Origin of the sequence: Marinobacter nitratireducens, from assembly GCF_000708045.1 — a bacterium.
GTDB classification, from domain to species: domain Bacteria; phylum Pseudomonadota; class Gammaproteobacteria; order Pseudomonadales; family Oleiphilaceae; genus Marinobacter; species Marinobacter nitratireducens.
In genome coordinates this window covers 38,035-63,832 of the sequence record NZ_ANIE01000003.1, presented here as the reverse complement: position 1 = coordinate 63,832, position 25,798 = coordinate 38,035, and the positions used below count along the sequence as shown (strand labels likewise).

Here is a 25,798-nt window from a genome sequence, read left to right as displayed (position 1 = left end):
TTAGCGAATAACGACCGCAGTTCCCGGGCTTACCCGGGCATACAGATCAATAACATCGGCATTACGCATGCGCACGCAGCCATGGGACATGGGAATGCCCATGGGCTCGGAGTCCGGCGTGCCGTGAATGTATATGAAGCGACGAAAAGTATCGACCCCAGGGCCCCGGTTTGTGCCCGATTCACGGCCACAAAGCCAGAGAATGCGACTCAGAATCCAGTCCCGGTTGGGAAATTCCTCGGCAAGCTCAGGCGAGTAGACCTCGCCGGTTGGGCGGCGTCCCCGAAAGACCGAACGCTCCGGCTGCCCGCCGCCAATCATGGCTCGAATGTAGTGCTCTCCTCTGGGCGTACAGCCACTACCATCCTGCTCACCAGGACCGTTCAAGCCGGTCGAGACGGAGTACTCCCTGACCAGGTTGCCCGCGGGGTCAATCAAGCGAAGCGTCTGGTCGCCCAGACTGATATCTATATGAGGTAACTTACTGAGATGTGCGTTCAAAACCGGTCAGACTCCCTGGGGCAGATGCCAATCGGAAGCCTAACCGAGAGGGAGGAAGTCAGGCAATAGAGACCTTGCTTCCGGCAGGGGGAACCAGCATGGCATCCTCGGCCTGCATGCCGGCCGCCAGGAACGGCACCAGGCGGGCGGCAATCTCCTGAACGGTCGTGTCTACGCCGATCTTGTTCTGGAGAATATCAATCAGGGCGTCACTGCTGGACATGGTGAACGCCGTCGCCCCCAACATGAACTGGATACGCCAGTACCGATCAACCGCCGAGAGCTGAGGTGTGGCTTCTTTCAACAAACGCATGAAGCGGCTGAACGGTTCACTGTACTCATCCTCAAGAAACTTCCTGAGATGCCCCTGGGACTGCGTGTAGGCAAGACCCAGCAGGCGCATAAAAATGGAAATACCCTTTTCAGTACGCTGCGGCATGCGCACCGCACTTTCTGTCAGCGCCCAGAGAGTTTGGTTCAGTGTGGGTGGCTTGCCGGCACAGCGCTCTTCAAGTTCGTCAAAAGCGGTTTCAAGCGTAGACGAAAACGGCGTCAGGAACCGCGCAAATACCGCGTGGATCAGCGCGTTCTTGGAACCAAAGTGGTAATTGACAGCGGCGAGATTTACTTTAGCCTTACTGGTGATCATTCGAAGCGAGGTTTCGGAGAACCCTCGCTCCGCGAACAGCTCTTCGGCTGCATCGAGAATCCGGTCAACGGTATCAGACTGCGCCATTTTATTATCTGTGCCTCTAGCAAACGTCTGTTTGAAACATACGTTTGAGACTCAGTCATGTCAAGCTCTGCTCTCCGGTTCGGCAACAGCCTCACGCCAACCCTTGTCGAGCGCCTCCTGATTCCCTTCGAAAAATGCCTTCTGAGCGCGTGCGTAGGCTTTCTCCGCCTCAAGCAAGTATATGAGGTAGAGCCTAATATGCTCTCTCCTGGTCAGATACCTGGAAATCACCTTTTGCTCGGACAGACGCAGCAAATCGCTGAACCGGGTGTTCCGCAGCGCCGGATTGAATTCCACCATACGGGCGCATTGCCAGATCAGCCCGTCGTCTCCCTCAAGATGCGCAATATGCTTCCGTGCATCACGCAGCATGCGCTGGCGCTTGAAGACCAGATCAAGGTAGGACGGTTTGGAGGTATAGATGCGTCGAATGGCGGGCAAACCCAGCAGTAGAATGATCACGAAAGCACCGAACCCACTGCCGGCAATCCAGGCAGGAACGAAGCCCGTCAGCCCACTCAGGAAGACACTGGCAGCAATTAACGCACTGAACACCCACAGATCCCGGGACTTGCGTGCCGCTGCCAGTGAATAGTTATCAGGCCAGCCGTTCATTGCCAGAAGTTCGAAGTCCATCAATAGCACTCGATCGCACTGGCGCAATATCAGCCGTAGCTTGCGTTGGCGCGATTCCGCGAGCGCCTCCTCAATGTCCTTGCTGGGTCCATCTTCCGTGACAAGGTGTTCGGGGCTGACTTGTGAAGCCGCTTTACCGTCATCTTTATCAGGTTCACTGCCTGCCGGAGCCTGGCCTGCGTTGATGGCGGGTCTGGAAGAATCATCAGCGGGCACAGGATCAGCTGCCCTGCCAGGCCTTAAAACAGCGCCTTGAGCACCTGCGGCCGACGCAACTGCCTCTGCAGTCGGGACGGTTTGTTCAGCGGTGGTCTGATTCTCTGCCATGGGTCCTTTCCATTGGTGAGCGTGCCTCTTAACTTGGCTGGCCATACCCGTCTTATCGGCCGGACGCTCACCTTCTTGAACGAACACCGCCCCAATTCACCTCTATTGCGAGCCCAAGACTATGACGCGCCTTGGCAACAGAAGGTTCGGTCGTTATCCTTTGCGATCTTTCCAGTCGGCATTTCGCCACCGCGCCATGAGGTCTGAAAATGTTCACAGGTATTGTTCAAGGCATCGCAACCATCGACGAAGTCACCAGAGCACCCGGCCTGAATACGTTCGCCATCCGCCTTCCGGAAACCAGCGTTGAAGGCGTGACCATTGGCGCTTCGGTGGCCATCAACGGCACCTGCATGACGGTGACCCGCCAGCAGAACAATGTGCTCTATTTCGACGCCATGCAGGAGACCTTGCGGTTGACGACGCTGGGCGCCCTGGAGTCGGGAGATACCGTCAACTTTGAGAGAGCAGCCAGAATAGGCGATGAGATCGGCGGACACCTGCTCTCAGGCCACATTCACACCACCGCCCGGGTGTCGAAGATCGAGCGTCCGGAAAACAATGTCACCATCTGGTTTGACGTGCCGGAAGACTGGAAACGCTATATCTTTCCAAAAGGCTACATCGCCATCAACGGAGCGAGCCTGACCATCGGCGACGTTGAGGACAACCGTTTCAACGTTCACCTGATTCCGGAAACACTCAGAGCCACAACGTTCGGTTCCATTGCTGAGGGCGATCAAGTAAATATTGAGGTGGACAGTCAGACCCAGACAATTGTCGACACCCTCGCCCGCCTGGGTTACGACCGCCCAGCCTGAGGCCGCTGCGCCGAGAAGACGACAAATTTCGGGTTAGCATCCACCTGCGTTACGTCACCGAACCACTGACGCAGCGTGCGATGATAACCCAGGTGACGGTTGCCAACGATCAGCAAGCGACCATTTGGCGCAAGATGCCGTGCAGCCTGCCGGAATAGTCTCAGAGCAATGTGATCACCCACCGTGCCGCCCTCATGAAACGGCGGGTTCAACAGAATCAGGTCAAACCGGCCGGCATCCCGGGGCATACCATCAGCATGCGCCACATCGACGTGACATCCGGAAAAGCAGGCCGCCAGATTACGCTGAACACTCATGACAGCTTGACTGGACACATCACTAAAGGTGACCGACAAGCCTTGATTCTGCTCAAGCGCCGTCAACCCAACCACGCCGTTACCGCAAGCAAGGTCCAGAACCCGACTTCCCTCCGACAACGTCGCCACAGCCTTCCTAACTTGCGGGAGGAACAGTCTGGTACCAACATCCAACCGATCCCGGGCGAAGACAGCCGGCAAAGCCTGCACAGACATCCCTGAGTCCAGCCCATAGCCTTTCCAGCAATCAGACCAGCCGTCAAGTAATGACACCCCGGCACGGCAGACCACAACCCGGGCTTTTTTCCGGGCTGGCAACACCTCTTCGGTTGTGACGGCAGCTCCAAAGACGTCAACACTGCGATCTGGCAGATGCTTGATCATGCCCCCCGCAAGGAGCAACCCACCTTCGGCAAGTACGCCGTTAATCCAACGGAGCAACCAACCCAGATAGTCTGCATGACGGGGAATCCGCATCACCACAAGGTCAAACGGGCCTTCAGGAGGGGTCAGCCAGCTTTGAACGGCCGCGACATCACCGACGTCTGGATTCAGCGCCGCGTTGCGAGGCAGAGCGCCTGCGAGAACAGCGCTGTCTGCCACCAGTTCCGGTGAATACGAGTTCAGGCCTAGAGCAAGCGCACCAAAATTGTCATCGACTACGAGAACACGGGGGTCGCAGCAACCCGAAAGACGCTCCTGCGCCTGCTGAACCAGCAACTCGTCAGCCGCATCCCAAGCCCGCAAGGAACGCCCGGCGCCGGGTCGCATCAAGGTCAGGGGACCGGTCAGAGTTTCGAATACAGCACTTGTCATTTCAGGCATCCAGTGGGTGATTCATCACAGGGGCGGCATTTTAGGCTGATTATTCTAGAAATTAACCCTAGATTGGAAACTGTTCACGCTTGAACCTTTCCGGTTGGCTCCGTTGTTATGGACGCGAACCTTTTGCCCCTCACCCCAGGGGCTTTTTTTTGCCTGCTATCTACGAACCGCTTTGTAAACAGTAAAGCGTCGATCTTCGTACAGTCGCTCAACCGGCCCTACAAAACGCTGGATCAGCGATCCATAAGGCAGGAAAGTATTTGCAACCAGACGCAACTCGCCGCCCGAGGTCAGATGGCGAGCCACCTCCCGCAGGAAGCTTTCTGTCATTGACGTGTCCGTTTTTACCCCGGAATGGAACGGGGGGTTGGTGACAACCGCAGACCAACGCCCATCCAACGCCTTCAATCCGTCTGAGGCAGTGATGCTCCCCCTGGAGCCGGCACGATCATAGGTTGCCTGAGCACAGGTAACCGCCTGGAACTGTACATCGACACCATCGACGGTTGATACCGGAAGATGGTTGGCAGCCTGCCATGACTGGAGCCACGCTCCAATCACGCCAGCTCCACAGGCAAAATCAAGAACAGTAGATGCCTTAAGCGGCTGATCAGCCAGCGTCTCAAGCAGGCACCGGGTGCCACTATCCAACTCTCCCCGGCTGAAAATACCAGGCAGCCCGGCAACGTCCACGCTTACGTCACGGAAATCAATGGTATGCCAGTCAAGCCATTGGGTAACGTCAAAGTCTGACAACGAATCCGTATTGGTTGCCACCCACACCTGGCAATGCCTGGCACTGTCGACCTTGCCGGCGTCCGGAGCCACAGACCGGAGCTGTTTGACAGCGCCCGAAATGCCCTCTTTTTTCTCTCCGACCAGCACAAGACGACCACCCTCACGTGTTAACCAGCGAGCGAGCGCCAGCCGGAGATCCAGTTCCGCTCGAGCTTTTGGTAGAAATACAACCACCACATCACAGCCACCCCGTTCAAGCTCCGTGACGTCATAACCATAATGCACCCGCCAGTTGCCCTGGGTATTCAGCGCCTGAACCTGACCCACGTGCTCACATACCGCGATACCGCCCTGCGGCAAGGCCGAGAGTAGTTCAACAGACGAGGGGCCAATCAAAGCCAGACGACCATCCAGCAGTTGGCGGTTTCTGAGAAGAGCTTCGTGGGAGTTGGGCATGGACATGGAGAGAGGTACCCTGATAGCAAACAGTCAAGCGGGCTACTCTAACCGGAATCAGCCCCCGAGTCTTGCCTGGATTGGCGTCCCCGGGAACCGAATGGAGGAAACTCGAAAACGGATGTCACTTGTACTGGGCGACGGTCCCGACCCTGAGCGCATCCTCAGGAGACATGCCCCAGTCTTCGCGATGAGGGGCAACCTGGCCCCGGTCACTGGATGGCCGTCGTTCAGCAGCATGTCCGGTCTTCCGGTGAACGATCGCGTCCAGCGCTTTCTGCATCATTTCTTTCATGATCAACCTCCTCACTCACTACAGTTGCCACTGTAACAAAACAGAGGTCGTCGAGATGTGATGACGCCACCGGTCTAGAAGTGACGCTCATCACGAATTTTTGACGCAATTTTACATTTTCAGTCGACCAATTTTTGGCGACCAGACCGGACAGGCCGTTGGATCAGCTCCTCAAGAGCACGTTGCTGCGTCTGCTCACGATCCTCTTCACTGGAAATGTGCAACCCCAGGTCCCGCAGAATACCGTCAGCGACATCGTACACGAAGCCGTGAACGGTCAGTTGCTGACCGCGTGTCCATGCTTCCCGAACGATGTTGTTCTGGCATACATGGCCGACCTGCTCCAGAACATTCAGTTCGCACAACCGGTCGATCCGGTCCTGCTCACTTGGAATCGCATCAAGAACACCCTGATGCCGATCCCGAACATCCTGAACATGGCGAAGCCAGTTGCTGATCAAGCCAAACCCCTCGTCGAGCAACGCCGCCTTGACGCCACCGCACGCGTAATGCCCGACCACCATGACATGACGAACCTTGAGTACCTCAATGGCGAACTGCAGCACCGAGAGGCAGTTGAAGTCGGTATGGACAACAACGTTTGCGACATTTCGGTGAACAAACAGCTCGCCGGGGAGCAGGTCGACAATCTGGTTGGCCGGAACCCGGCTGTCCGCGCATCCGATCCACAGATACTCTGGCGCCTGCTGGTTTGACAGACGATCAAAGAACTTCGGATCGGCAGCCTTGATCCCATTGGCCCATGCCCGGTTTTTGTCGAGCAGGTGGTCTAACTGACCCATTCAGTGCACTCCCATCATTGATACCAAGGCCGTGATTGAACGCGAATCACTTCTACAAAGCAATACTCAGTTAGTCTGCCCATCACTCTCCGCCTGGGTTGAATGAAGCGTGCTTTGTGCCAGATCCAGCAATTCTCTCAACGCCACGGAGAACATGGCATATTCAGGCTCCCTCACCCCCTTCAGCTCCGCCAGCATGGATTTCCAGCGGTCGATCATGGGCTCATGGTACTCAAGCCAGCTTTCGATACTGGCGGGCACCTTCTCCGGTTTACCTGCCAGCTTGAGAACGCCGGTGGTCAGCGCCCGTTGCTGCCAGTCCAGATCTTCCCGGAAGCTTTCCCGGGCCAGCGCCTGCCAGTGGGAAGTCGGAGTGAGCGCTGCGATGGCATTGGCGAACCAGTTCAGATCCAGCTTGTCGCCAAGCTCGTAGTACAGGTTGGCAACCGTCTTCAGCGGCAGGCCAGTGGCCTCTTTCGCCTCGATAATGCCAAGAGAGGAATAGAGATAATCGGTTCCGGAAACGACAGACGCCAACTCCTTCGGCAACCCCGAATCCACAAGGGCCTGATGGCGTTTTTCCCACGCGACCCGGGCCTGCTCGCCGAGGTAGTCCGGCAACCCGGCAGTAATCGCCCAGACGCTGTCAGCAAACCGCTCCATATGCGCCTGAATGCTGAGTTCGGCACGACGGTTACGCAACAGCCAGCGAACCGAGCGGCGCATCAACCGCATCAGATCCTGCATCAGTTCCATCTGCAGCTTCGCCGACACATGGAAATCCTGAGCTTCGATCTTGTCCCACCAGTTGTCAATTCGGAAGACGTCCCGGGCGATAATCCAAGCCAGAGCAATAGAGCCAGCATCCGCACCCGTAGACTGGTTCAACCGCTCAACAAACGTGATGCCCATGTGATTGACCATGTCATTGGCAATCTGTGTGGCAATGATTTCACGCCTGAGCTGGTGCTCCCCCAACTCTCCGGAGAATCTCTGAGTCAGCTCCCTTGGGAAAACCTTGTACATTTCACCCGCCAATAACGGTTCATCCGGCAGACTGCTGTCAATCAGCGCCTGCTTGAGATCTCCCTTCACATAGGAAATCAGCACTGACAACTCTGGCCTGGTCAGGCCCTTCTTGTCGAGTTTGCGCTCGGAGAGGGTTTCGTCATCCGGCAGGAATTCAAGGGCGCGATTGAGCTTGCCTTCGCTTTCCAGCGTGTTCATCAAACGCCGGTATTCCTCCAGCCGGGTTGCCGCGTCCTCGCTGGCAATACTGATGGCCTGCGTCTGGCGATAGTTGTTCTTCAGGACCAATGTGGCGACCTCATCGGTCATTTCCTCAAGCATGACGTTACGCTGCTTGTCGGTGAGATCCCCCATGGTCACCACCTGGTTAAGGAGGATCTTCATGTTGACTTCGTGGTCCGAGCAGTCAACACCACCGGAGTTGTCGATAAAGTCGGTATTCAGGCGACCGCCCTTGAGAGCAAACTCAATCCGACCCAACTGGGTCAACCCGAGGTTGCCGCCCTCACCCACAACCTTGCATCGAAGCTCGGAGCCATTGATCCGGAGACCGTCATTGGCCTTGTCACCAACATCACCGTGAGATTCGGAAGCCGCTTTGACGTAGGTTCCGATGCCTCCAACCCACAACAGGTCCACCTGGGCCTTGAGAATATGGGAGATCAGCATATTTGGCGGCACCCGGTCAGCCTTGATACCCAGCAGCTTTTTCATCTCCGGGCTGACAGGAATGGATTTCGCGTTTCGGCTGAATACGCCACCCCCTTTTGATATCAGCTTGCTGTCATAGTCGGTCCAGGCGGAACGGGGAAGCTCAAACAGCCGCTTACGCTCCTTGAAACTCTTCTCCGGGTCTGGCGATGGATCGACAAAAATATGGACATGGTTAAAGGCTGCGACCAGCTTCGTTTTCTCGGAGCAGAGCATGCCGTTACCAAATACATCGCCGCCCATGTCACCAATACCAATGGCAGTAAACTCATCCAGCGCCGGGTTGATGCCCATTTCCCGGAAATGCCGTTCCACGGATACCCAGGCACCCCGGGCGGTGATGCCCATTTTCTTGTGGTCATAACCATTGCTGCCACCGGAGGCGAACGCATCGCCCATCCAGAAGCCGTATTCCGCGGACAGGCCATTGGCAATGTCGGAGAAGGTGGCGGTGCCCTTGTCAGCCGCCACGACCAGGTAGTGATCATCCTCGTCGTGGCGAACTACCCGCTCCGGCGGTTGTATCCCGCTCTCCACCAGGTTATCGGTGATGTCCAGAAGTCCACGGATAAAGGTCTTGTAGGCTTCGATGCCTTCGGCAAGCCAGGCCTCACGGTCTGCCGGATCAGGCAGACGCTTGGCTACGAATCCGCCCTTGGCACCCACAGGCACGATGACCGCGTTCTTGACCTGCTGCGCCTTCACCAGCCCCAGGATCTCTGTCCGGTAATCCTCGAACCGATCGGACCAGCGCAGACCGCCGCGGGCAACCTTGCCACCGCGCAGATGCACACCCTCGACTCGTGGCGAGTAGACGAAAATCTCAAACATCGGCAACGGCAACGGCATATCCGGAATGCGCGATGGGTCAAACTTCACACTGATGTAAGGCTTGGTGCCGCCTTCCGCATCCGGCTGATAATAATTAGTCCGGAGGGTTGCCTGCATCAATTCCAGGTAAAGCCGGAGCACCCGGTCTTCACTGAGGTTTTCCACTTCATCCAGACCGGCGTTGAACTCGATTTCAAGTTTCTGCTGGGCGGCTTTGCTCTTTGCAGGGCTCTGGTTCCTGTCCGGATTGAATCGGGCCTCAAAGTAATCCAGCAAAATCCTGGTGAGATCCACGTGATTGACCAGGGTATTGGAAATAAACGTCTGACTGTTCGAAAACCGTATCTGCCTCATGTAGCGGGCAAACGTGCGAAGCAGAGCGATTTCCCGCCAACTCATGTAGGAGGAGAGCAGCATCCGGTTGAAGGCATCGTTCTCTGCATCGCCGTGCCAGACCTTACGGAAAAGATCCTCGAAAATGGGGCGAATACGATGGATATCTACGACATCCCCCGTGTGCACCTTGAGTGAAAAGTCATGGATCCAGACGGTTTTTCCGTTTCGATCAATGACCTCAAACGGGTGCTCACCCAGAACCCTAAAGCCGAGATTGTCAAAAATCGGCATGACATCGGATAGAGGCAATGGCTGGTCCGGGAAAAACAGCTTGAAGTGCAGAGTGTTCTCATCTTCTTCGAGAGCACGATAAAAGCTCATAGCCAGATCATTTGTCTGAGCGGAGGAAGCAATATGCTCCAGATCAATGGCGGCACGACGAGCCGAGAACATGTCGGTATAACTGGCCGGAAATCCTCCCGCCCACAACCGATAGAGTTCATTCCCCTGCTCTTCCCCATAGGTCTCGCTCAGAGCATCGTAGAGCCCGTCACGCCAGGACTGTGCCAAGGCAATGACCTTTTCGCGGATCTCCGCTACCGGCAGCTGCCGGTTCTCAACCTGTGGCACACGAATCGTGAACTGGACCCGAGCCAGAACCGATTCTGAGAAATGCGTTACAAACTCGACGTCCTCCGCCCCGAGTGTGTCCACGAGAACCTGCTCAACCCTCAGACGCAATTCGGTGTTATAGATATCCCGCGGAAAGAACGCCAGACAAGTCACGAACTGCCCGTACACGTCTTCGCGCAGGAACAGCTCTATGCGCCTGCGCTCCTGAATATAGAGAATACTCTTGGCAACCCGGAGCAACTCGTCTGTTTTGATCTGGAACAGCTCATCCCTTGGGTACAGGGTGAGAATCTGCTCCAGTTCCTTACCGGCATAATCGTCTTTCAGAAAACCGGATTGTTTCATCACAGACTGGAACTTGCGCCGCAATAGCGGAATTTCATCCGGGCGCTCGTTGTAGGCACGGGCTGTATACAAACCCAGGAAGCGACGCTCGCCAACTACCTCGCCTTTGGTGTTGAATTTCTTCACCGCAATGTAGTCCGGGTAGGCCGGACGATGCACCCGGGAGCGTTGAGCTGACTTGGCGAAGATGAATATATCGTCGGTACGGGTCATTTCATGACGGGTGCGCTGGGGCAACTCATTCAGCCGTACCCGGTCCGGGCGTTCGTTATTGACACGCAGTATCCCCAGCTCTGAATCCTCAACACGACGAACAACGATGCCGCTCTTGTCCTTGGCAAAGTCGTATTCGTCATAGCCGAGGAAGGTGAAGTGATCCTGCAAAAGCCAGTTCAGGAAGCCACGGGCCTCCTCCTTTTCCTCATCCGTTATTCCGGCCTTGGTCTTGTCCAGACCGGCCAGAATTTCGCTGACTTTCTCTGTTACCACGGGAAAATCGGAAACCGCTATCCGGACTTCATGCAGTACGGTTTGCAGAGCCTCCTCCAGCGCCTTCAGATCTTTTGGATCACTGTGGCGATCAATCTCAAGCACGATGAAAGCTTCATACTCAGCACCAGAGCTGCTTTTTTTCGTGGGCAGAAGCTTCTTGAGTTTGCCCTCCTTTGTGCGCTCTACTTGGAGTATGGAATGCTGGATAGAATGGGTACCAATCTCCCGTTGATTGATTGCAATCCTCAGGGAATCAATCAGGAACGGGATGTTCGGGTGCAGAATGAAAACCACGGTGTGGGTCGATTGCCAACCGTCGCTTTCGAGATCTGGGTTGAATACTGAGACCGGAGTCTCCTCGCCGCTGCGTTTCTGAAGAAACTGCCAGGCGGCCAGTACAGCACCGTACGTATCCGAGAATCGTCGGCTGACCAATTCCTCGAGGGGAATATGGGCATAATGCTGCTTGGCAAATTCGCTGATTTTCTTTGCTTCGGTTTTGGCAATTTTTTGTGCGAAAGCGTCAGCCAACTTCTCGAAAAACTGATCCTTGCTGGCCACTGTCAGCGCATTCATGTTCGACCTCGGTTAAAGTGAAATAAACGTAATCAACGTATCGTCACATAAGCATAGTCAAACCCTTGATTTTTGCCGTCCAGACGCAAAAACTGCGGCAACTACTTACGCAACATGCGGATTCTTCAAACAAACCTCAGAAAGAGGGGCAATCACTTCCAATGTCGCTACAGCATACGTTCGGTGAATTGCGGGATCAGTTAGCCAAACGGATCATAGGCCAGGAAAAGCTGGTTGATCGTCTACTGATTGCATTACTCGCAGATGGTCACCTTCTGGTGGAGGGCGCTCCCGGGCTCGCGAAAACCACCGCCATCAAGGCCCTCGCGGAGCATCTCGCAGGAGATTTCCACCGCATCCAGTTTACCCCGGACCTGTTGCCATCCGACGTTACCGGTAGCGAGATATATCGGGCAGAGACCGGCCAATTCGAGTTCCAGCGCGGGCCAATTTTTCACAATCTGGTACTGGCGGATGAGATTAACCGGGCTCCGGCAAAAGTACAGTCCGCGCTGCTTGAGGCCATGGGGGAGCGCCAGATCAGTGTCGGGATGCAAACCTTCCCCCTCGACAAACTGTTCATGGTCATGGCTACCCAGAACCCCATTGAGCAGGAGGGCACCTATCCGCTGCCAGAAGCACAACTGGATCGTTTTCTGATGCACGTGGTGATTGACTACCCCGATGCCGCCTCCGAACGCGCCATCCTTCACCTTGCCCGCAACGATTACAGACAGGGGCAGCCAAAGGCCGACATTCGCCTTTCGGCCGATGAAGTATTCGAAGCACGGGGCGAGGTTGCGGACATCTACATGGCTGAAGCCGTCGAGAAATACTTGCTTGCCCTGGTGCTCGCAACCCGCGATGCTGCCAGCCTTGACCCTGAGCTGGCCCGCTGGACGGCGTTCGGTGCCAGCCCACGGGGAACCATCGCGCTGGATCGTTGCTCCCGGGCGCTGGCCTGGCTGGAGGGGCGTGACTATGTAACTCCGGATGACGTGCGCGCCATGGCGTTCGACGTCCTCAGGCACAGAATTCTCCTGACGTTCGAAGCGGAAGCTGAAGGAATGACGGCAGATGCCGTGATCGAACGGTTGATTGATCGGGTGCCGGTTACCGCATAATGGCTGACGTCACCATCGACCTGCCCGAGCTGATCCGACTGCAAGCCGAGGCTCGTGCCTTGAAACTACCATCGGCCCGCAAAATCCGGACCCGGAAGGCGGGCCTTCAGCGCTCGCCCCAGCGCGGGCGCGGTATGGCGTTTGCCGAAGTGCGCCAGTATCAGCCCGGCGACGATATCCGAAGCATCGACTGGCGGGTCACGGCCAGGCGGCAGGCCCCACACACCAAGCTTTACGAGGAAGAACGCGAACGCCCAGTGCTCTTGCTTTGCGATCTCGGGCCCAGCCTGTTTTTTGCCAGTACCGGCGCGTACAAGCAAGTTCGTTGCGCGCAAGTGGGCGCTCTCCTGGCCTGGCTCGCACTCTGGGCGGGTGACCAGGTCGGAGGTATTGTTTTCAATGGCCCGCATCTGGTTGTCCAGCGCCCGGCCCGGCGCAAGAAATCCGTGCTGAAGCTGCTCGACACTCTCGCAGACCTTCAACACCAGCCTGGAGAAAATACAGCCCGGCAGCCAGTTTCGGACCAGGCATTCGGGTTGGACCAGGCGCTGGCCGAGGCGAGACGGGTTGCTCACACGGGCAGCCGCATCTTTGTCATCAGCGATTTCATGGGCGTCTCAGAAGAAACCGCCACGCTGCTTGGATCATTAGCAAGACACAACGCCGTCAGTGCGTTGCGGATTATCGACCCACTGGAGCTTCACCTTCCCGAAAACGGTCAGTTTGCCGTTGCAGGCCCCGATGGGCCGGTCTGGTTTGACGCCTCCAACCACCGCTTCCAGCAAGCCTGGAAAGACAGAGTCGAGGCTCACGAGCACTTGCTGGAGCAATGTTTCAGGACCTCAGGCGTTCAGGCAGCCAACCTGTTGACGGCCGACGACCCCGCCGCGGCACTAAAACCGTTGCTTGGGGCGGGAGGAAGGATCGGATGACTCCCCAGAACCCGTTGGGCGAACTCCGGGACATTCATCTGCCGGAACCGGGTGGTTTCTGGCCGCCGGCACCGGGCTGGTGGTTACTCGCGCTGGCCATTCTCCTTGCCGCGGCCGCGACCATCTGGCTGTATCTCTGGAGACGCCGCCGCAACCATTGGCTCCGGCTCGCCATGCAGGAACTTGCCACACTGGAAACAGCATCCTCGCGGGACAGTCAGTGGTTCAGCGCTCTGAATGCGCTCCTTAAAAAAGCCGCAAGAACGCGTTATCCGGATCAGTATCCGGAAGCCCTGACAGGCGACGCCTGGGTATGCTTCCTGCTTGAAACGTCAAAAAACGAACGCATTGCCTCCCGCCCTGTCGTGGAAGCCATCGTTCACAGTACCTGGCAACCCTCCGTGAGCGCAGAGCCCGCCCAGGCCATGTCGTTTGCCCAACGCTGGCTGGAGGATCAGAGATGCTGAGCCTTGCGTACCCCTGGCTACTGCTGCTTGGACTGCTGCCCCTGGTTCTCATGTGGTTACGACCCGGCAGGCAGTTTGTGGACGCACCCGTTTTGCCCATGGGGCACTGGTTTTCCGACTTGCCGGGCGTCAGTCAACGGGGCAAAGTCAGCCCTCTCTGGCAACGATTGATTCTATTTCTGACCTGGTTACTTCTGGTCATTGCCGTCGCCCGACCCCAGCACGTGGGCGAACAGGTCCAACTGCCGGTTACCGGTCGGGATCTCATGCTCCTGGTGGACATTTCCCCGAGCATGGATGAACAAGACATGGTCATCCAGGGCAGAAGCATTAACCGACTTCAGGCCGTCAAGGTCGTTCTGGACGATTTCATCTCCCGCCGACAGGGAGACCGCCTGGGCCTTATACTGTTTGGCACCGAGCCCTACGTGCAGGCACCGTTAACGTTCGATCTCAAGACGCTAAAAACCCTGCTTGAAGAGGCCGGGCTCGGTATGGCAGGGCGCGCCACCGCAATCGGTGACGCCGTGGGGCTCTCCATCAAACGGCTTCGTGACCGCCCTCAGGATCAACGGGTTGTTATTCTGCTCACAGACGGTGCCAATACCGCCGGCGAAATCACGCCCGACAAAGCCACCGAAATCGCCAAAGCCGCCAGTGTACGCCTTTATACCATTGGCATTGGCGCCGAATCGATGATTCAACGGGGCTTTCTGGGTTCCCGCCAGGTGAACCCATCCCGTGATCTGGACGAAGCGCTGCTTACCCGAATGGCCGAACAGACTGGCGGTCGTTATTTCCGGGCTCGCAGCCTTCCGGAGCTGGAAATGATCTACGAAAGCATTAACCAACTTGAGCCCATTGAACTGGAAGGACAGTTTTATCGTCCAGTTACAGAGCTCTATGCCTGGCCCGCTGGTATCGCGGGAATCATCTGGCTGATTTTTGTTTTGAGCCGGGCATTGGGCACCTGGCGAGAGCAGCGTCGCCTGGAGTCCCGGGAGGGTGCCCATGGCTGAGTTTCATTTCCTCAGACCCGCATGGCTCTTGATGCTGTTGGCGCTACCCTTTCTGTACGTGACAATTCGCCATCTCAGATCCGGCGACAGCGGATGGGCCCGTCTGATTCCCAAACAACTGCTTACGCCGATACTAAGCGGCCGGGGAACCGCCAGGGAACGGATCAAGTCACCAGTCATTCCTGCGATGGTGGCTATGGCCATTCTGTCTATCGCCCTTGCTGGCCCTGCGTGGCGAGAGGCGCCAACACCGTTGAAGCAACCAGGCGACAGCCTTGTCATAGTTCTGGACCTCTCGCTGTCGATGCTGGCTACCGATGTTGAGCCTGACCGTTTAACCCTGGCCAAGCGAAAAATCCGCGACATCCTCGGCGTGCGTGAAGGCAGCCTCAACGGTCTGGTTGTCTATTCGGCTGACAGCCACGTGGTCTCACCTCTGACAGAGGATCGCCGGACCATCGAAGGAATGCTGGAGGTTCTAGACCCGGTCATCATGCCAGCACCTGGCAACCGGGCCGATCTGGCCATTGACCAGGCCCGCTCTCTCCTTGAACAGGGCGCACCAGGCAAGGGCCGAATCCTGCTGATCAGTGATGACGTGCCCGCCCGCTATTTCGACGCCATACGGGATAGCCTGAGGGACACCGAACTCTCACTCAGCACCCTGACCGTCGGCACTCCGGAGGGAGGCCCAATCCCATTGGCCAAGCGCGGCTTCATCCGAGATAACGGCGAGGTTGTCATTACCCGCGCCGACCCCGAAGGTATGACTTTCCTTGCCAGCAAGAACCATGGAACGAGCCATACCCTGACCCTGGACAACAAGGATATCGACGCGCTAAATCTGGCTCCGGACGCCGAGAGCGATTGGCAGGATCCGGAGCAAGAGCGAACGATCAAACGATGGCAGGATGATGGCTACTGGTTTCTCTGGGCATTGCTGCCACTGTTGTTATTGGGTTGGCGGCGCGGGGCGTTTGCAGTGATTGCAGTGAGCCTGATCCCGCTCGCGGCCCCCCGACCGGCTCAGGCAATGGACTGGGATAGCCTCTGGCAGCGGGAAGATCAACGCGCACCGGATCTGATTAAAAACGACCCTGAAAACGCCGCAAAAACCCTGACCACCCCTTCCTGGCGTGGCTCGGCTCAGTTTCGGGCAAACCAGTTTGAGCAGGCCGCTGAGACATTTGCCGAGGTCCCGGGCGCCGCTGCGGATTTCAATCGCGGCAACGCCCTGGCCAAGGCCGGAAAGCTGAAAGAAGCCCTTGATGCGTACGATGAGGCCCTGAAGCAAAACCCGAAAATGGAAGACGCGACGTTCAACCGTGCACTGGTGGAGAAGCTGCTGGAGAAACAAAAGCAGCAACAGAAGAACTCTGGCAAGAACCAGAGCAAAGACCAGAAAAACCAGTCCGACAAGAACAACCAACAGAAGCAGAATCAGCAACAGAAAAAAAACAACCAGGGCCAACAACAAAATCAGAATCAGAATCAGCAAAATAACAGTCAGTCCGACCAGAACGGGCAACAGCAACAGGACAAACAGTCATCGCCATCCGATGAGTCTCAACAAGGCAAGAAAGATCAAGCGGATAACGCGCAAGACAAACAACAGAATCCCGAAAAGGGCAGCCAACAGGACACTCCGAAACAGCCGTCTCAGGCACCCGCAGACATTTCTGAGCAGCCCCTGACCCAAGGACAGGAGCAATGGTTAAGGCGAGTACCGGACAACCCCGGTGGCTTGTTACGGCGCAAATTCCTGCAGCAATATCAGGAAAGGCAGACACCTTCCGACGAGAGCGATACACCATGGTAAAACGGCTTTTCTTCCCACTGACCCTCCTCGCTATCCTGGCCTTGCAGGCGATGTTGGTACAGGCCGAAGAACTCAGAGTAGAGCCGGATCGCACCCAGCTTTATGAGGGAGAGGTTCTTACGCTCACGGTGAAAGGCACCATGAAGCTCGACATCAACCTGAGCAATCTGTTTGATTTCAACCTGTCGGACTTACCAACGCCTGACATTGAGAAGGTTGAACCGGATTTCAAGGTCCTGGCCCAGAATCAGCGTTACAGTATCCGAACCGTCAACAATGACATGGTTGGCGAAATTACCTGGACCTACCAGCTCGCGCCGGAAAAAACCGGAAAGTTAACCATTCCCGCGCTCACCTTCCGGGATTCCACGTCGGACCCGGTAACCATCGAGGTCATCAGTGGCTCCCCACCGGACCAGGGCACCAGCAACGCCCGGGACAGTTTTATCGAACTCTCTGCAGACAAAGCCGAAGTCTACGTTCAGGAGCAACTTACTCTGACCGTACGGTTGTTCTTCAATGGCAATTTGATCAGGGGTGACCTTTCCGAACCAGAACACCCGAACGCGATCATTGAGCCGCTCGGCAAGCAGCAGGAATTTTCGCGCTACCGGGACGGCGTTCGCTACCGTGTGGTGGAACGCCGATACGCGCTGTTCCCGCAGAAGCCGGGCACCCTGACCCTGTCGCCCATCAAATTCGAAGGGCAGGCCCGGGATGCCGATGGGAAACTGGTGTTCCTGCGAGATAGTGAGCAACTGTACGATGTTCCGGTCAAGGACATCCCGGCCAGCTTTACCGGCGACACCTGGCTGCCTGCAAGCCAACTCAGCCTGACCGAATCAGGCCTGCCGCCAACCATGAATGTGGAAACCGGGGAGAACCTGACACGGGAACTGGTACTTGAGGCCGAGGGCCTACCCTCCGAAGCTCTCCCACCGCTTCCGGATGAAGTTCCAGACGGCATAAGAAGCTACCCTGAGCAGCCCGAGAGAACAACCATCAAAACACCCGAGGGTCTGACATCCACGCTTGCTCAGACAACCGCCCTGGTACCGGTTGAACCCGGTGCCATGGAATTGCCGGAGATACGGATTCCCTGGTGGGATACGAAAACGGATAGTCAGAAATTTGCCATCGTTGAAGCGAAGACGCTTCAGGTAGGAGGCTCTACGCCTGCGAAAGCTGAGGAAACACCCGCGGCCGCCTCGCCAGTTCGCGATCAAAGCGCGCCCGCTGAAGCTCAACCGGCTGCAACCGACTCCGCCGACGGCAGTGACCATAGCCCTTGGCAGTGGCTGGCGATTCTGTTCTGTACGCTCTGGCTAATAACCCTGGCAGCCTGGTGGGTGACCAGAAAACGCGCCGCCAATACGCAACGAAAGGTTGGCCATGAGCAGGAGGATGGCCGGGAATCTGTCGCCTTTGAGGCGCTGATCGATGCCGCCCGCAAGGGATCCCCGACGGCACCAGCCCTGCTGGTTCGCTGGATGAATCTCCGCTTCACCGGGCATCACTTCCAATCGGCTACAGACGCCGTTCGCTTTGCGCAGAATCCAGAACTGAAAACAGAATTTGAGAAGCTTCAGTCCCACCTGTTTTCCGGGCAGAACATGCCTCCGAACTGGGATGGAAAAGGGCTGGCGAGGGCATTACAGGAACTGCGGAATCGCCACCAACGTGGCGCTGGAAAAGCGGGGGCCAAGTTGCCCCCACTCTACCCGCAAAACCTGACCGCGTGACGCTAAAATCAAGCGGCAGGCACTTTCGATAAGGCTGTTAATTTGTAAGCTGCTTATCAATAACAATTTCGACGGTGTCTCCGTCTTTCAAGACTGGTACCGGGTTATCCAGGCTGCCCTGCCAATCACCGGCCTGAGCCATTGCGGTGCCTGAGCGGCTGAGCCGTGCGGTAATCAGTACCTGATCGGCTGCCGAGATACGGGCCTGTGGCGACATGGAACGGCTGTCATCCAGGCGCACCTCGGCAGGCAGGGCACTGGCACTCAAACGGGCGATGGCAAGCGGGGGGCCCGCCTGACCGCCTACCTGGCGGGCAAAGACAAACAGCGTTGTATCGTCGGGCACGTCGCCTTTGAAGGCATCATCCAGCGAAACTCGAACTGTCACACCCGGACCGGATGCCGCTTCTGCAACCGCAGGTGGCTCCTCACCCAGGCGACGGTATGCCTCGTTGATTCCACCCTGGATCGAGGCAATTTGAGGATGATCCGGCGCCACTGTCACGATCCGTTCCCAAAAACGGATGGCATCGCGGTATTGTTCCTGGCTAAAAGCATGAATGCCCAGAAGACCCAGCGCATTCACTTCGTCCGGGTTGACCTCGCGGGCTGCCGAGATGGCCTCAGTCACCTTATCGGTCATTTCACCTTTACTGCCGAAGAACAGCGCTTGCGCTGCCAACCCGAGCGCCACGGCCTTGGCGTTTTCCGTCTCGGTCACACCGGCCAGTTGCTGGAATGCCCAGGACGCGTCATCGTATCGCTCCAGACGCATATAGCTCTGGCCCAGCATTGCCCAGCCATCCGGGTTGTCGGGACTCGCCTCCAGCTTTTCACGGAGCTTGGCCACCAACTCACCCATTTGCTCAGCCCGTGCGCTGTCGGAGTTACCCATCTGCTGCATGGTGATGTACTGCTCCACGCGGTCCATAGCGCCCCATTTCTGATAAAGCAGGAAAGTCGACGCCGGGATCAGGGCAATTGCCAACAGGCCAACAACCATCGCGCTGCGGCGCCCGGTGTGCCGGTTTGAACGGACCGGCCCGTCCTCGACGTCATCCAGCATGCTACCGGCCAGCTCATCCTTGAGCTTTTGGTAGGTTTCCTCATCAACAGCACCGGCTTCGTACTCGTCATCAAGTTCCTTCCGACGTGTTCGGTAAGCCATCAGGTTCTGGTTCCTCAGATCGGTACGCTCACGGGCACCGGAACGGTGGAACAGGACCGGGTAAAGTACAAAGGCAATAGCGAGAATGATCAGTACCGCTGAGGCAATCCAGAATGTTTCAGTCATGAAGTTATCGTCAATGGTTCGAATCAAGGGTGCGGGAACGGGTTGATTTAGCGGTTCAGGACCGCTTCTCCTGCTCCATGTCCGCCAGAAACTCTTCTGCTCTGGCCTTTTCGTCCGGGGTCAGCTCGGTGATGGAACGGGCGTTGCGCCGGGAGCGGATCACGACGCCGATCACCGCCAGGAGCCCCACAAACACGGCGATGACGGGCGTCGCCCAAAGTAAGAATGTGCGTTTCTCGACTGCAGGCTTGTACAGAATGAACTCACCGAACCGGTCGACCAGCGCATCAACAACCTCATCCCGGGAAGCGCCGCCTTGCATCATCCGGTACGCCTCATTACGCATATCCTTGGCAATGGGCGCATGAGAATCGGCGATGTTCTGGTTCTGGCATTTCGGGCAGCGCAATTCCTCGATCATGGTCTGGAACTGTTCTTCCTGCTGCGGCGAATCAAAATCATAAACATCGGTGACTTCTGCCAGTGAAAGCGTGGAAACGATGACCAGGCCAATGGCCAATAAAGCTCGCAACATCAGCCGTTCCCCTTCGCCTCGTTGATCACTGGAAGCAGTGTTTCTTCCCAGACTTTCTGATTCACCACCCCAACATGGCGGTAGCGCACGACACCGCTGGCATCAATCACAAAGGTTTCAGGCGCCCCGTAAACACCAAGATCAAAGCCCAGGGTGCCTTTCGGATCGTAGATTGATGTGCTGTATGGGTCGCCCAGGCGGCTTAGCCATGTCAAAGCTTCATCGCGACTATCCTTGTAATTCAATCCAATAATGGACACACCTTTCTGCTTGGCGAGGCGCAACAGATCCGGATGCTCATCCCGGCATGACGGACACCAGGTGCCCCATACATTGAGAAGCTGGACCTTGCCCTTGAAAACGTCATTGCTGATCAGTCGCCCCGGACTATGAAGGTCCGCCAGAGAAAAGGATGGCACCGGCTTTCCAATCAAAGCCGATTCCAGCGTCGTCGTATCTTTACCGATACCTGCGAAAAGGACGACACCAAGGCCGAGAACAATGATCAGTGGTAGAAACAGCAACACCCTCTTCATGATACCGCTCCAGCAGGGTCGTCCGTCTTGATCGGTTGAGCCGTTTTGGTTTCGGGCTGCTCATCACGCACGCGAAGCCTGTAGCGGCGGTCCGAGATCGCGAGGAACCCACCCATAGCCATCACCAGAGCACCGAGCCAGAGCCACCGAATAAGAGGCTTGTACTGCAAACGTATGGCCCAGGCCCGATCATCCAGGCGCTCAGCGACAGCGACAAAGATATCCCGGAACAGCCCGGCATCAATATCCGCTTCGGTCATGACGCTCATGCCAACCGGATACTGGCGCTTCTCCGGATGCAACTGGGCAATACGCTCGCCGTCCAGGATCACATCAAAGCGCCCGTATTGCGCCGTAAAGTTGGCGCCCTGCCGTTGGCCGATTTCACGAAACACGAACTGATAATCACCAACGGTGGCGGTATCACCAGGGACCATACGTACATCCCGCTCAATGCCATAGTTGGACACGACTGTGGCGCCGGCAATGGTCAACGCCAGCCCCAAATGACCGAGCACCATACCGTAATAGCTTCTGGACTGACGCTTCAGGCCCTGGAGACGCCCCTTACGGGACGATGATTTATCCCACAGATCCCAGGCGGTGGCGACTGCAATCCACATCGCACTGAAGACCCCAATAAAGGCCCAGGGCTTGAAGCCACCATATGAAAGCACCACGAAGCAGGAAGCAACCAGACTCACGGCGATCGGCCACAGCAGTTTTCGGCCAAGCCAGCCACCGTCGGTTTTCTTCCAGCGGGAGAAAATACCCGCCCCCAGCAACAGAGCTGTCGCCACCGCCAGGGGTGTAAAGGTACTGTTGAAGAACGGCTCACCGATCGATAGTTTACCGAGCTCCAGATAATCCAGAACCAAGGGGTAGAGTGTGCCTACAGCTACCAACAATGTAGCCGATACCAGCAACACGTTATTGAGCAGCAGAAATACTTCCCGGGACAAGCCTGCATAGCTTGCCCTGACATGCACGACCGGCGCCCTGAATGCATATAACGCCAGGCTGGCAAACATTGTGATGCCCAACAGTGCCAGCAGGAATACCCCCCGCTCAGGATCCGAGGCAAAGGCATGCACCGAGGTAAGCACGCCAGACCGAACAAGGAAGGTGCCGAGCAGGCTTAGCGCAAAGGTGACGATGGCCAGCAAAACAGTCCAGCTTTTGAAGACACCACGCTTTTCCGTCACCGCGAGGGTATGCATCAACGCCGTCCCGGACAGCCAGGGCATCAGAGAAGCATTTTCCACCGGATCCCAGAACCACCAGCCGCCCCAGCCAAGCTCGTAATAGGCCCACCAGCTGCCGAGTGCGATACCAACGGAGAGAAACGCCCAGGCGACAGTAGTCCAAGGGCGGGACCAACGCGCCCAGGCGGCGTCGAGGCGGCCATTGATCAGCGCCGCAATGGCAAAGGCAAAGGCAACCGAAAATCCGACGTAACCCATGTAGAGCATAGGCGGGTGCACAATCAATCCGAAATCCTGTAGCAGCGGATTGAGGTCCGTACCGTCAGTCGGCACATTGGGCAACAGCCTGTCGAACGGGTTGGACGTAATAATGATGAACAGAAGGAAACCCACCGCCACCATGCCAAGCACGGAAAGCACCTGGGAGATCATCTCCGAAGGCAGGCGCCGGCTAAAAATGGCCACCGCCAGCGTCCATCCTGAAAGCATCAGGATCCAGAGCAACAGGGAGCCTTCGTGCCCTCCCCAGACAGCACTGAACTTGAAGTACCACGGCAGCATGCTGTTGCTGTTATTGGCTACGTAAGCCACGGAGAAATCATCGATCAGGAAGGAGTGCGTCAGGATGGCAAACGCCATCGCTATGAAGACAAACATCCCCGATGCCAAAGGACGTGCAAACGCCTGCAGGTTATCCCGTCCGGTAATGGATCCCACCAATGGGACAACGGAAAGGAGTACGGCCAGCAACAGTGCGAGTATCAGTGCAAGCTGTCCAAGTTCCGGATACATTCAGTGCCTCCAGCTATCTGGCGTGAGTCTTTAAAATCAGTAGGTAGCCGAACCCGTAGTCTCGGCAGACGAGCTCTGTCCGGCCACGTCCTTCTTCAGGGAATCGGCAACCTCAGGCGGCATATAGTTCTCATCGTGTTTGGCCAGTACCTGGTCGGCAACAAAACGGCCGCTGTCATTCAGACGCCCCATCGCGACCACGCCCTGCCCCTCTGCAAACAGGTCCGGCAGGATGCCCTCGTACTCAACCGGAACCGATTCATTGAAGTCAGTGACCCGGAAAATCACCTTCAGGCTGTTCGGTTCACGGACCACGGAACCCGCTTCTACCATACCACCGGCACGGATGCGGACATCCACAGGAGCCTCACCCGCCGCGATTTGTGTGGGGTCATAGAACAGATTGATGTTCTGCCGCAATGCATAGGTCGTCAGCCCGACAGCAATCGCAATGCCCGCGACCAGAAAGAGAACAATAGTGAGCCGTTTTTTACGCAGAGGATGCATTCAGTACCTGCCATTCAGTCTTGGGAAACATTTACCCGGGCGAAGGTCGCTTGCGCCCCGGAGGCCGCGGTGCGGCCGGTATTCCTGGTCTCTTCAAATCCGCGGCGACAGGCGTCAAACGCCGCCTTCCTGCGACGAAGCGACCACACCATAAGGGTCGCCATCAGCAGAACAAACGCACCGTAACAGGCCCAAACGTATGGGCCATGCCCCTCCATCGCCAGAAACGCCGAAAAAGAGTCAAATGCCATAAATCAGTTTCTCCCCGCCATGACCATCTCCCGAACCCACTTGGTTCGCTGTTCCCGCACGAGTATTTCTGTCTGCATACGAATACAGGCCAACCAGCCAAACAGTAGATACAAGCCCAGAATGGAAAGCAGAAGCGGAATCAGCATTTCCGAGGACATGGAGGGCTTCTCGGTGAGTTTTAACGTCGCCGGCTGGTGGAGTGTATTCCACCATTCAACCGAATATTTGATGATAGGGATATTCACCACCCCAACCAGCACCAGCACTGCCACCGCCCTGGCGGCGGATTTCTCGTCATTGATGGCGCGATCTAGAGCAATGACACCGCCATAGAGGAACAACAGAATCAGCATTGAAGTAAGCCTGGCATCCCAGATCCACCAGGTTCCCCAGGTTGGCTTGCCCCAAACCGCGCCGGTAAACAGGGCCAGGAAGGTCAACACAAGGCCAACAGGTGCCACAGCCTTCACAAAAACGTCGGCAAGCTTCATCCGCCAAACCAGTGTTACCACGGCGGCGACCGCCATCATGATGTAAACGGATTGGGCCAGGAATGCCGTCGGAACATGGATGAAAATAATCCGATAGCTGTTGCCCTGCAGATAATCCTTCGGCGCAAAGGCCAACCCCCAGACAACACCAACAGCCAGGATGATTAATCCACCGGCTAACAACCAGGGCATCAACCGGTTTGCAATCCCGAAAAACCATTTGGGAGAGCCCAGTTTATGAAACCATTGCCACATCAGAGGGATACCCCATTATTCATTTCGATTTCCTAGCCATTCGACAGACTGATTCTCAAAGCCGCCGCCGCGGCGAAAGGCGCCAGCGTCACAGCCAGCACCAGAAACGCTGCCATTAACGCTACGTAGGCACCAACCGATGCCCCATCTGCCGCCGCGGCCACCGTTCCCGTGCCAAAGATGAGCACGGGAATGTACAGCGGAATGATCAGCAGCGACAAGAGCACGCCCGCTGACCTCAAACCCAGAGTCAATGCCGCACCGATGGCGCCAATCAGGCTCAGCACCGGTGTACCAATCAGCAGCGTTAGACACAAAACTGCAATAGAGTTCCCTTCCTGATGGACCATAACGCCCAACACAGGTGTCAGCACCACGAGAGGCAACCCTGTCAGCATCCAGTGAGCCAGCGTCTTGGCCAGCACCAGCAGGAACAACGGTTGCGGCTGAAGCACCAGTTGCTCCAGAGAGCCGTCATCAAAATCATGACGGAACAGATGATCCAGTGACAACAAAACAGACAAAAGCGCTGCTACCCACAGGATACCTGCCCCAGCCTCCCGCAGGAATGACACTTCCGGGCTAACTCCGAGGGGGAATAGGGACACCACCATGACAAAGAAAAGCAACGGATTGAGTAAATCCTGTTTTTGCCGAAACGCGACTTTCAGGTCACGGCCAAAGACGGCTTTCATGGCAGCGAAGGTCCCGACGCCAGCACTTACCGGTTTTATTTCCGGCCGAAGATCAGCGCTCATCGTCGAGCCCTCCACCCAACACAATTCGGTGCATGCCGGCCATTCTGAGATCATGGTGGGTTGTCACGACGACGGCACCGCCCTCAGCAGCACGCTGTTGCAGCAGAGACTCAATCGCCGAAACTCCATCCACATCAATGGCCGTGAATACTTCATCAAGCAACCAGAGTGGTTCATCGGCAACCAGTAAACGGGCCAGAGCAACCCGGCGCTGCTGCCCCGCGGAGAGGTTGCGGCAGGGAACGTCCTGGAAACCAGCCAGCCCGGTGCCCGCCAGGGCCTGCCTCAGTACGTCGTCAGACAGCGGGCGACGGCCAGCCATCAAAGCCCGAAGATTCTCCAGGGGTGTCAGCAGTGTCTTGATACCCGTCCTATGCCCCAGATAGAGCATATTTCTCTGGAACTCTTCACGGAGATTCACTCGCGGCTCACCACGCCACAGGAGCTCACCTGACCAGGCATCGTTCAAACCGGCAAGGATGCGAAGCAGGGTGGTCTTGCCAGAGCCATTAGGACCCTCGACACGGGTGACCGTACCGGGCACTATGGAGAAGGAAAGGTCACGGAACAGTACGCGTTCATCCCTTTCACACTGCAGATTGACAGCCTGTAGTAGCGGCTCAGACATCAGGGCCCCATGACAAGGACGATGCTTACAAAAC

At 56.7% G+C, this 25,798-nt stretch carries 24 protein-coding genes; 7 read left to right on the top strand and 17 right to left on the bottom strand.

Annotated elements, in window-relative coordinates:
* The 3 genes from D777_RS02155 to D777_RS02145 form a co-directional block, all read right to left on the bottom strand.
* A complete protein-coding gene (locus tag D777_RS02155) occupies positions 1-465 on the bottom strand; it encodes a L,D-transpeptidase family protein (protein WP_406564757.1) in 465 nt (154 codons plus the stop codon).
* A gap of 94 nt (positions 466-559) precedes the next feature.
* Entirely contained in the window at positions 560-1,237 is a 678-nt protein-coding gene (locus D777_RS02150) for a TetR/AcrR family transcriptional regulator (protein WP_036128372.1), read from the bottom strand.
* Positions 1,238-1,297: 60 nt separating this feature from the next.
* Positions 1,298-2,200, bottom strand: coding sequence for a hypothetical protein (locus tag D777_RS02145; protein ID WP_036128371.1), 903 nt, complete (start codon positions 2,198-2,200; stop codon positions 1,298-1,300).
* 209 nt (positions 2,201-2,409) lie between these two features.
* Here D777_RS02145 and D777_RS02140 point away from each other — a divergent pair, with 209 nt between their 5' ends.
* The gene (locus D777_RS02140; RefSeq protein WP_036128367.1) at positions 2,410-3,021 is read left to right on the top strand and encodes a riboflavin synthase; all 612 of its coding nucleotides are present in this window, start codon (positions 2,410-2,412) and stop codon (positions 3,019-3,021) included.
* On the opposite strand, the gene D777_RS02135 is transcribed toward D777_RS02140, so the two are convergent.
* The 5 genes from D777_RS02135 to D777_RS02120 form a co-directional block, all read right to left on the bottom strand.
* Complete coding sequence (locus D777_RS02135; protein WP_036128365.1) at positions 3,003-4,154, bottom strand: class I SAM-dependent methyltransferase; 1,152 nt, start codon at positions 4,152-4,154, stop codon at positions 3,003-3,005. The two genes, D777_RS02140 and D777_RS02135, sit on opposite strands and share 19 nt — an antisense overlap.
* A 165-nt stretch (positions 4,155-4,319) precedes the next feature.
* Positions 4,320-5,363 (bottom strand): class I SAM-dependent methyltransferase, encoded by a 1,044-nt coding sequence (locus tag D777_RS02130; protein ID WP_036128364.1) that lies wholly within the window; start codon positions 5,361-5,363, stop codon positions 4,320-4,322.
* A gap of 118 nt (positions 5,364-5,481) precedes the next feature.
* On the bottom strand, positions 5,482-5,652 hold the full coding sequence (locus D777_RS18035) for a hypothetical protein (RefSeq protein WP_201443323.1): 171 nt from the start codon (positions 5,650-5,652) through the stop codon (positions 5,482-5,484).
* A gap of 119 nt (positions 5,653-5,771) precedes the next feature.
* Positions 5,772-6,455: a carbonate dehydratase gene (gene can / locus D777_RS02125; RefSeq protein WP_036128363.1), complete on the bottom strand. Its 684-nt coding sequence runs from the start codon at positions 6,453-6,455 to the stop codon at positions 5,772-5,774.
* 66 nt (positions 6,456-6,521) lie between these two features.
* Positions 6,522-11,408: an NAD-glutamate dehydrogenase gene (locus D777_RS02120; protein ID WP_036128361.1), complete on the bottom strand. Its 4,887-nt coding sequence runs from the start codon at positions 11,406-11,408 to the stop codon at positions 6,522-6,524.
* A gap of 161 nt (positions 11,409-11,569) precedes the next feature.
* On the opposite strand from D777_RS02120, the gene D777_RS02115 reads away from it, so the two are divergent.
* The 6 genes from D777_RS02115 to D777_RS02090 are packed head-to-tail and all read left to right on the top strand — an operon-like array spanning position 11,570 to position 18,511.
* Positions 11,570-12,532 carry an AAA family ATPase gene (locus D777_RS02115; protein WP_036128359.1) on the top strand — a complete coding sequence of 321 codons (963 nt, stop codon included), beginning with the start codon at positions 11,570-11,572 and terminating at the stop codon, positions 12,530-12,532.
* Positions 12,532-13,464: a DUF58 domain-containing protein gene (locus tag D777_RS02110; protein WP_036128357.1), complete on the top strand. Its 933-nt coding sequence runs from the start codon at positions 12,532-12,534 to the stop codon at positions 13,462-13,464. Before D777_RS02115 ends, D777_RS02110 begins: the two co-directional genes overlap by 1 nt.
* Positions 13,461-13,931 (top strand): DUF4381 domain-containing protein, encoded by a 471-nt coding sequence (locus tag D777_RS02105; RefSeq protein WP_036128355.1) that lies wholly within the window; start codon positions 13,461-13,463, stop codon positions 13,929-13,931. The genes D777_RS02110 and D777_RS02105 overlap by 4 nt, the downstream gene beginning before the upstream one ends.
* A complete protein-coding gene (locus D777_RS02100) occupies positions 13,925-14,950 on the top strand; it encodes a vWA domain-containing protein (RefSeq protein ID WP_036128354.1) in 1,026 nt (341 codons plus the stop codon). The genes D777_RS02105 and D777_RS02100 overlap by 7 nt, the downstream gene beginning before the upstream one ends.
* Positions 14,943-16,769 carry a VWA domain-containing protein gene (locus tag D777_RS02095; protein WP_036128352.1) on the top strand — a complete coding sequence of 609 codons (1,827 nt, stop codon included), beginning with the start codon at positions 14,943-14,945 and terminating at the stop codon, positions 16,767-16,769. Before D777_RS02100 ends, D777_RS02095 begins: the two co-directional genes overlap by 8 nt.
* Positions 16,763-18,511, top strand: coding sequence for a BatD family protein (locus tag D777_RS02090; RefSeq protein WP_036128350.1), 1,749 nt, complete (start codon positions 16,763-16,765; stop codon positions 18,509-18,511). The genes D777_RS02095 and D777_RS02090 overlap by 7 nt, the downstream gene beginning before the upstream one ends.
* A 37-nt stretch (positions 18,512-18,548) precedes the next feature.
* On the opposite strand, the gene ccmI is transcribed toward D777_RS02090, so the two are convergent.
* Genes ccmI through ccmA form a run of 9 tightly spaced genes read right to left on the bottom strand, consistent with a single transcriptional unit; the run spans position 18,549 to position 25,764 of the window.
* On the bottom strand, positions 18,549-19,805 hold the full coding sequence (ccmI, locus tag D777_RS02085) for a c-type cytochrome biogenesis protein CcmI (RefSeq protein WP_036129546.1): 1,257 nt from the start codon (positions 19,803-19,805) through the stop codon (positions 18,549-18,551).
* Between the two features lie 55 nt (positions 19,806-19,860).
* The gene (locus D777_RS02080; protein ID WP_036128348.1) at positions 19,861-20,340 is read right to left on the bottom strand and encodes a cytochrome c-type biogenesis protein; all 480 of its coding nucleotides are present in this window, start codon (positions 20,338-20,340) and stop codon (positions 19,861-19,863) included.
* Positions 20,340-20,876, bottom strand: a complete 537-nt coding sequence (locus D777_RS02075) for a DsbE family thiol:disulfide interchange protein (RefSeq protein ID WP_036128347.1) — start codon at positions 20,874-20,876, stop codon at positions 20,340-20,342. Before D777_RS02075 ends, D777_RS02080 begins: the two co-directional genes overlap by 1 nt.
* On the bottom strand, positions 20,873-22,873 hold the full coding sequence (locus tag D777_RS02070; RefSeq protein WP_036128346.1) for a heme lyase CcmF/NrfE family subunit: 2,001 nt from the start codon (positions 22,871-22,873) through the stop codon (positions 20,873-20,875). Before D777_RS02070 ends, D777_RS02075 begins: the two co-directional genes overlap by 4 nt.
* A 36-nt stretch (positions 22,874-22,909) precedes the next feature.
* Positions 22,910-23,380, bottom strand: a complete 471-nt coding sequence (gene ccmE / locus D777_RS02065; RefSeq protein ID WP_036128344.1) for a cytochrome c maturation protein CcmE — start codon at positions 23,378-23,380, stop codon at positions 22,910-22,912.
* 14 nt (positions 23,381-23,394) lie between these two features.
* Positions 23,395-23,631 carry a heme exporter protein CcmD gene (gene ccmD, locus D777_RS02060; protein WP_036128343.1) on the bottom strand — a complete coding sequence of 79 codons (237 nt, stop codon included), beginning with the start codon at positions 23,629-23,631 and terminating at the stop codon, positions 23,395-23,397.
* A 3-nt stretch (positions 23,632-23,634) separates the two neighbouring features.
* Positions 23,635-24,378 (bottom strand): heme ABC transporter permease CcmC, encoded by a 744-nt coding sequence (gene ccmC / locus D777_RS02055; RefSeq protein WP_036128342.1) that lies wholly within the window; start codon positions 24,376-24,378, stop codon positions 23,635-23,637.
* 32 nt (positions 24,379-24,410) lie between these two features.
* On the bottom strand, positions 24,411-25,136 hold the full coding sequence (ccmB, locus tag D777_RS02050) for a heme exporter protein CcmB (RefSeq protein ID WP_036128341.1): 726 nt from the start codon (positions 25,134-25,136) through the stop codon (positions 24,411-24,413).
* A complete protein-coding gene (ccmA, locus tag D777_RS02045) occupies positions 25,126-25,764 on the bottom strand; it encodes a cytochrome c biogenesis heme-transporting ATPase CcmA (RefSeq protein ID WP_036128339.1) in 639 nt (212 codons plus the stop codon). Before ccmA ends, ccmB begins: the two co-directional genes overlap by 11 nt.
* Between the last annotated feature and the right edge of the window lie 34 nt (positions 25,765-25,798).

What these genes read in the sequence shown, in the direction of transcription:
- D777_RS02150 (WP_036128372.1), bottom strand. Translation starts at nt 1,237, where the DNA reads ATGGCGCAGTCTGATACCGTTGACCGGATTCTCGATGCAGCCGAAGAG.
- D777_RS02145 (WP_036128371.1), bottom strand. Translation starts at nt 2,200, where the DNA reads ATGGCAGAGAATCAGACCACCGCTGAACAAACCGTCCCGACTGCAGAG.
- D777_RS02140 (WP_036128367.1), top strand. Translation starts at nt 2,410, where the DNA reads ATGTTCACAGGTATTGTTCAAGGCATCGCAACCATCGACGAAGTCACC.
- D777_RS02135 (WP_036128365.1), bottom strand. Translation starts at nt 4,154, where the DNA reads ATGACAAGTGCTGTATTCGAAACTCTGACCGGTCCCCTGACCTTGATG.
- D777_RS02130 (WP_036128364.1), bottom strand. Translation starts at nt 5,363, where the DNA reads ATGTCCATGCCCAACTCCCACGAAGCTCTTCTCAGAAACCGCCAACTG.
- D777_RS18035 (WP_201443323.1), bottom strand. Translation starts at nt 5,652, where the DNA reads ATGAAAGAAATGATGCAGAAAGCGCTGGACGCGATCGTTCACCGGAAG.
- can (WP_036128363.1), bottom strand. Translation starts at nt 6,455, where the DNA reads ATGGGTCAGTTAGACCACCTGCTCGACAAAAACCGGGCATGGGCCAAT.
- D777_RS02120 (WP_036128361.1), bottom strand. Translation starts at nt 11,408, where the DNA reads ATGAATGCGCTGACAGTGGCCAGCAAGGATCAGTTTTTCGAGAAGTTG.
- D777_RS02115 (WP_036128359.1), top strand. Translation starts at nt 11,570, where the DNA reads ATGTCGCTACAGCATACGTTCGGTGAATTGCGGGATCAGTTAGCCAAA.
- D777_RS02110 (WP_036128357.1), top strand. Translation starts at nt 12,532, where the DNA reads ATGGCTGACGTCACCATCGACCTGCCCGAGCTGATCCGACTGCAAGCC.
- D777_RS02105 (WP_036128355.1), top strand. Translation starts at nt 13,461, where the DNA reads ATGACTCCCCAGAACCCGTTGGGCGAACTCCGGGACATTCATCTGCCG.
- D777_RS02100 (WP_036128354.1), top strand. Translation starts at nt 13,925, where the DNA reads ATGCTGAGCCTTGCGTACCCCTGGCTACTGCTGCTTGGACTGCTGCCC.
- D777_RS02095 (WP_036128352.1), top strand. Translation starts at nt 14,943, where the DNA reads ATGGCTGAGTTTCATTTCCTCAGACCCGCATGGCTCTTGATGCTGTTG.
- D777_RS02090 (WP_036128350.1), top strand. Translation starts at nt 16,763, where the DNA reads ATGGTAAAACGGCTTTTCTTCCCACTGACCCTCCTCGCTATCCTGGCC.
- ccmI (WP_036129546.1), bottom strand. Translation starts at nt 19,805, where the DNA reads ATGACTGAAACATTCTGGATTGCCTCAGCGGTACTGATCATTCTCGCT.
- D777_RS02080 (WP_036128348.1), bottom strand. Translation starts at nt 20,340, where the DNA reads ATGTTGCGAGCTTTATTGGCCATTGGCCTGGTCATCGTTTCCACGCTT.
- D777_RS02075 (WP_036128347.1), bottom strand. Translation starts at nt 20,876, where the DNA reads ATGAAGAGGGTGTTGCTGTTTCTACCACTGATCATTGTTCTCGGCCTT.
- D777_RS02070 (WP_036128346.1), bottom strand. Translation starts at nt 22,873, where the DNA reads ATGTATCCGGAACTTGGACAGCTTGCACTGATACTCGCACTGTTGCTG.
- ccmE (WP_036128344.1), bottom strand. Translation starts at nt 23,380, where the DNA reads ATGCATCCTCTGCGTAAAAAACGGCTCACTATTGTTCTCTTTCTGGTC.
- ccmD (WP_036128343.1), bottom strand. Translation starts at nt 23,631, where the DNA reads ATGGCATTTGACTCTTTTTCGGCGTTTCTGGCGATGGAGGGGCATGGC.
- ccmC (WP_036128342.1), bottom strand. Translation starts at nt 24,378, where the DNA reads ATGTGGCAATGGTTTCATAAACTGGGCTCTCCCAAATGGTTTTTCGGG.
- ccmB (WP_036128341.1), bottom strand. Translation starts at nt 25,136, where the DNA reads ATGAGCGCTGATCTTCGGCCGGAAATAAAACCGGTAAGTGCTGGCGTC.
- ccmA (WP_036128339.1), bottom strand. Translation starts at nt 25,764, where the DNA reads ATGTCTGAGCCGCTACTACAGGCTGTCAATCTGCAGTGTGAAAGGGAT.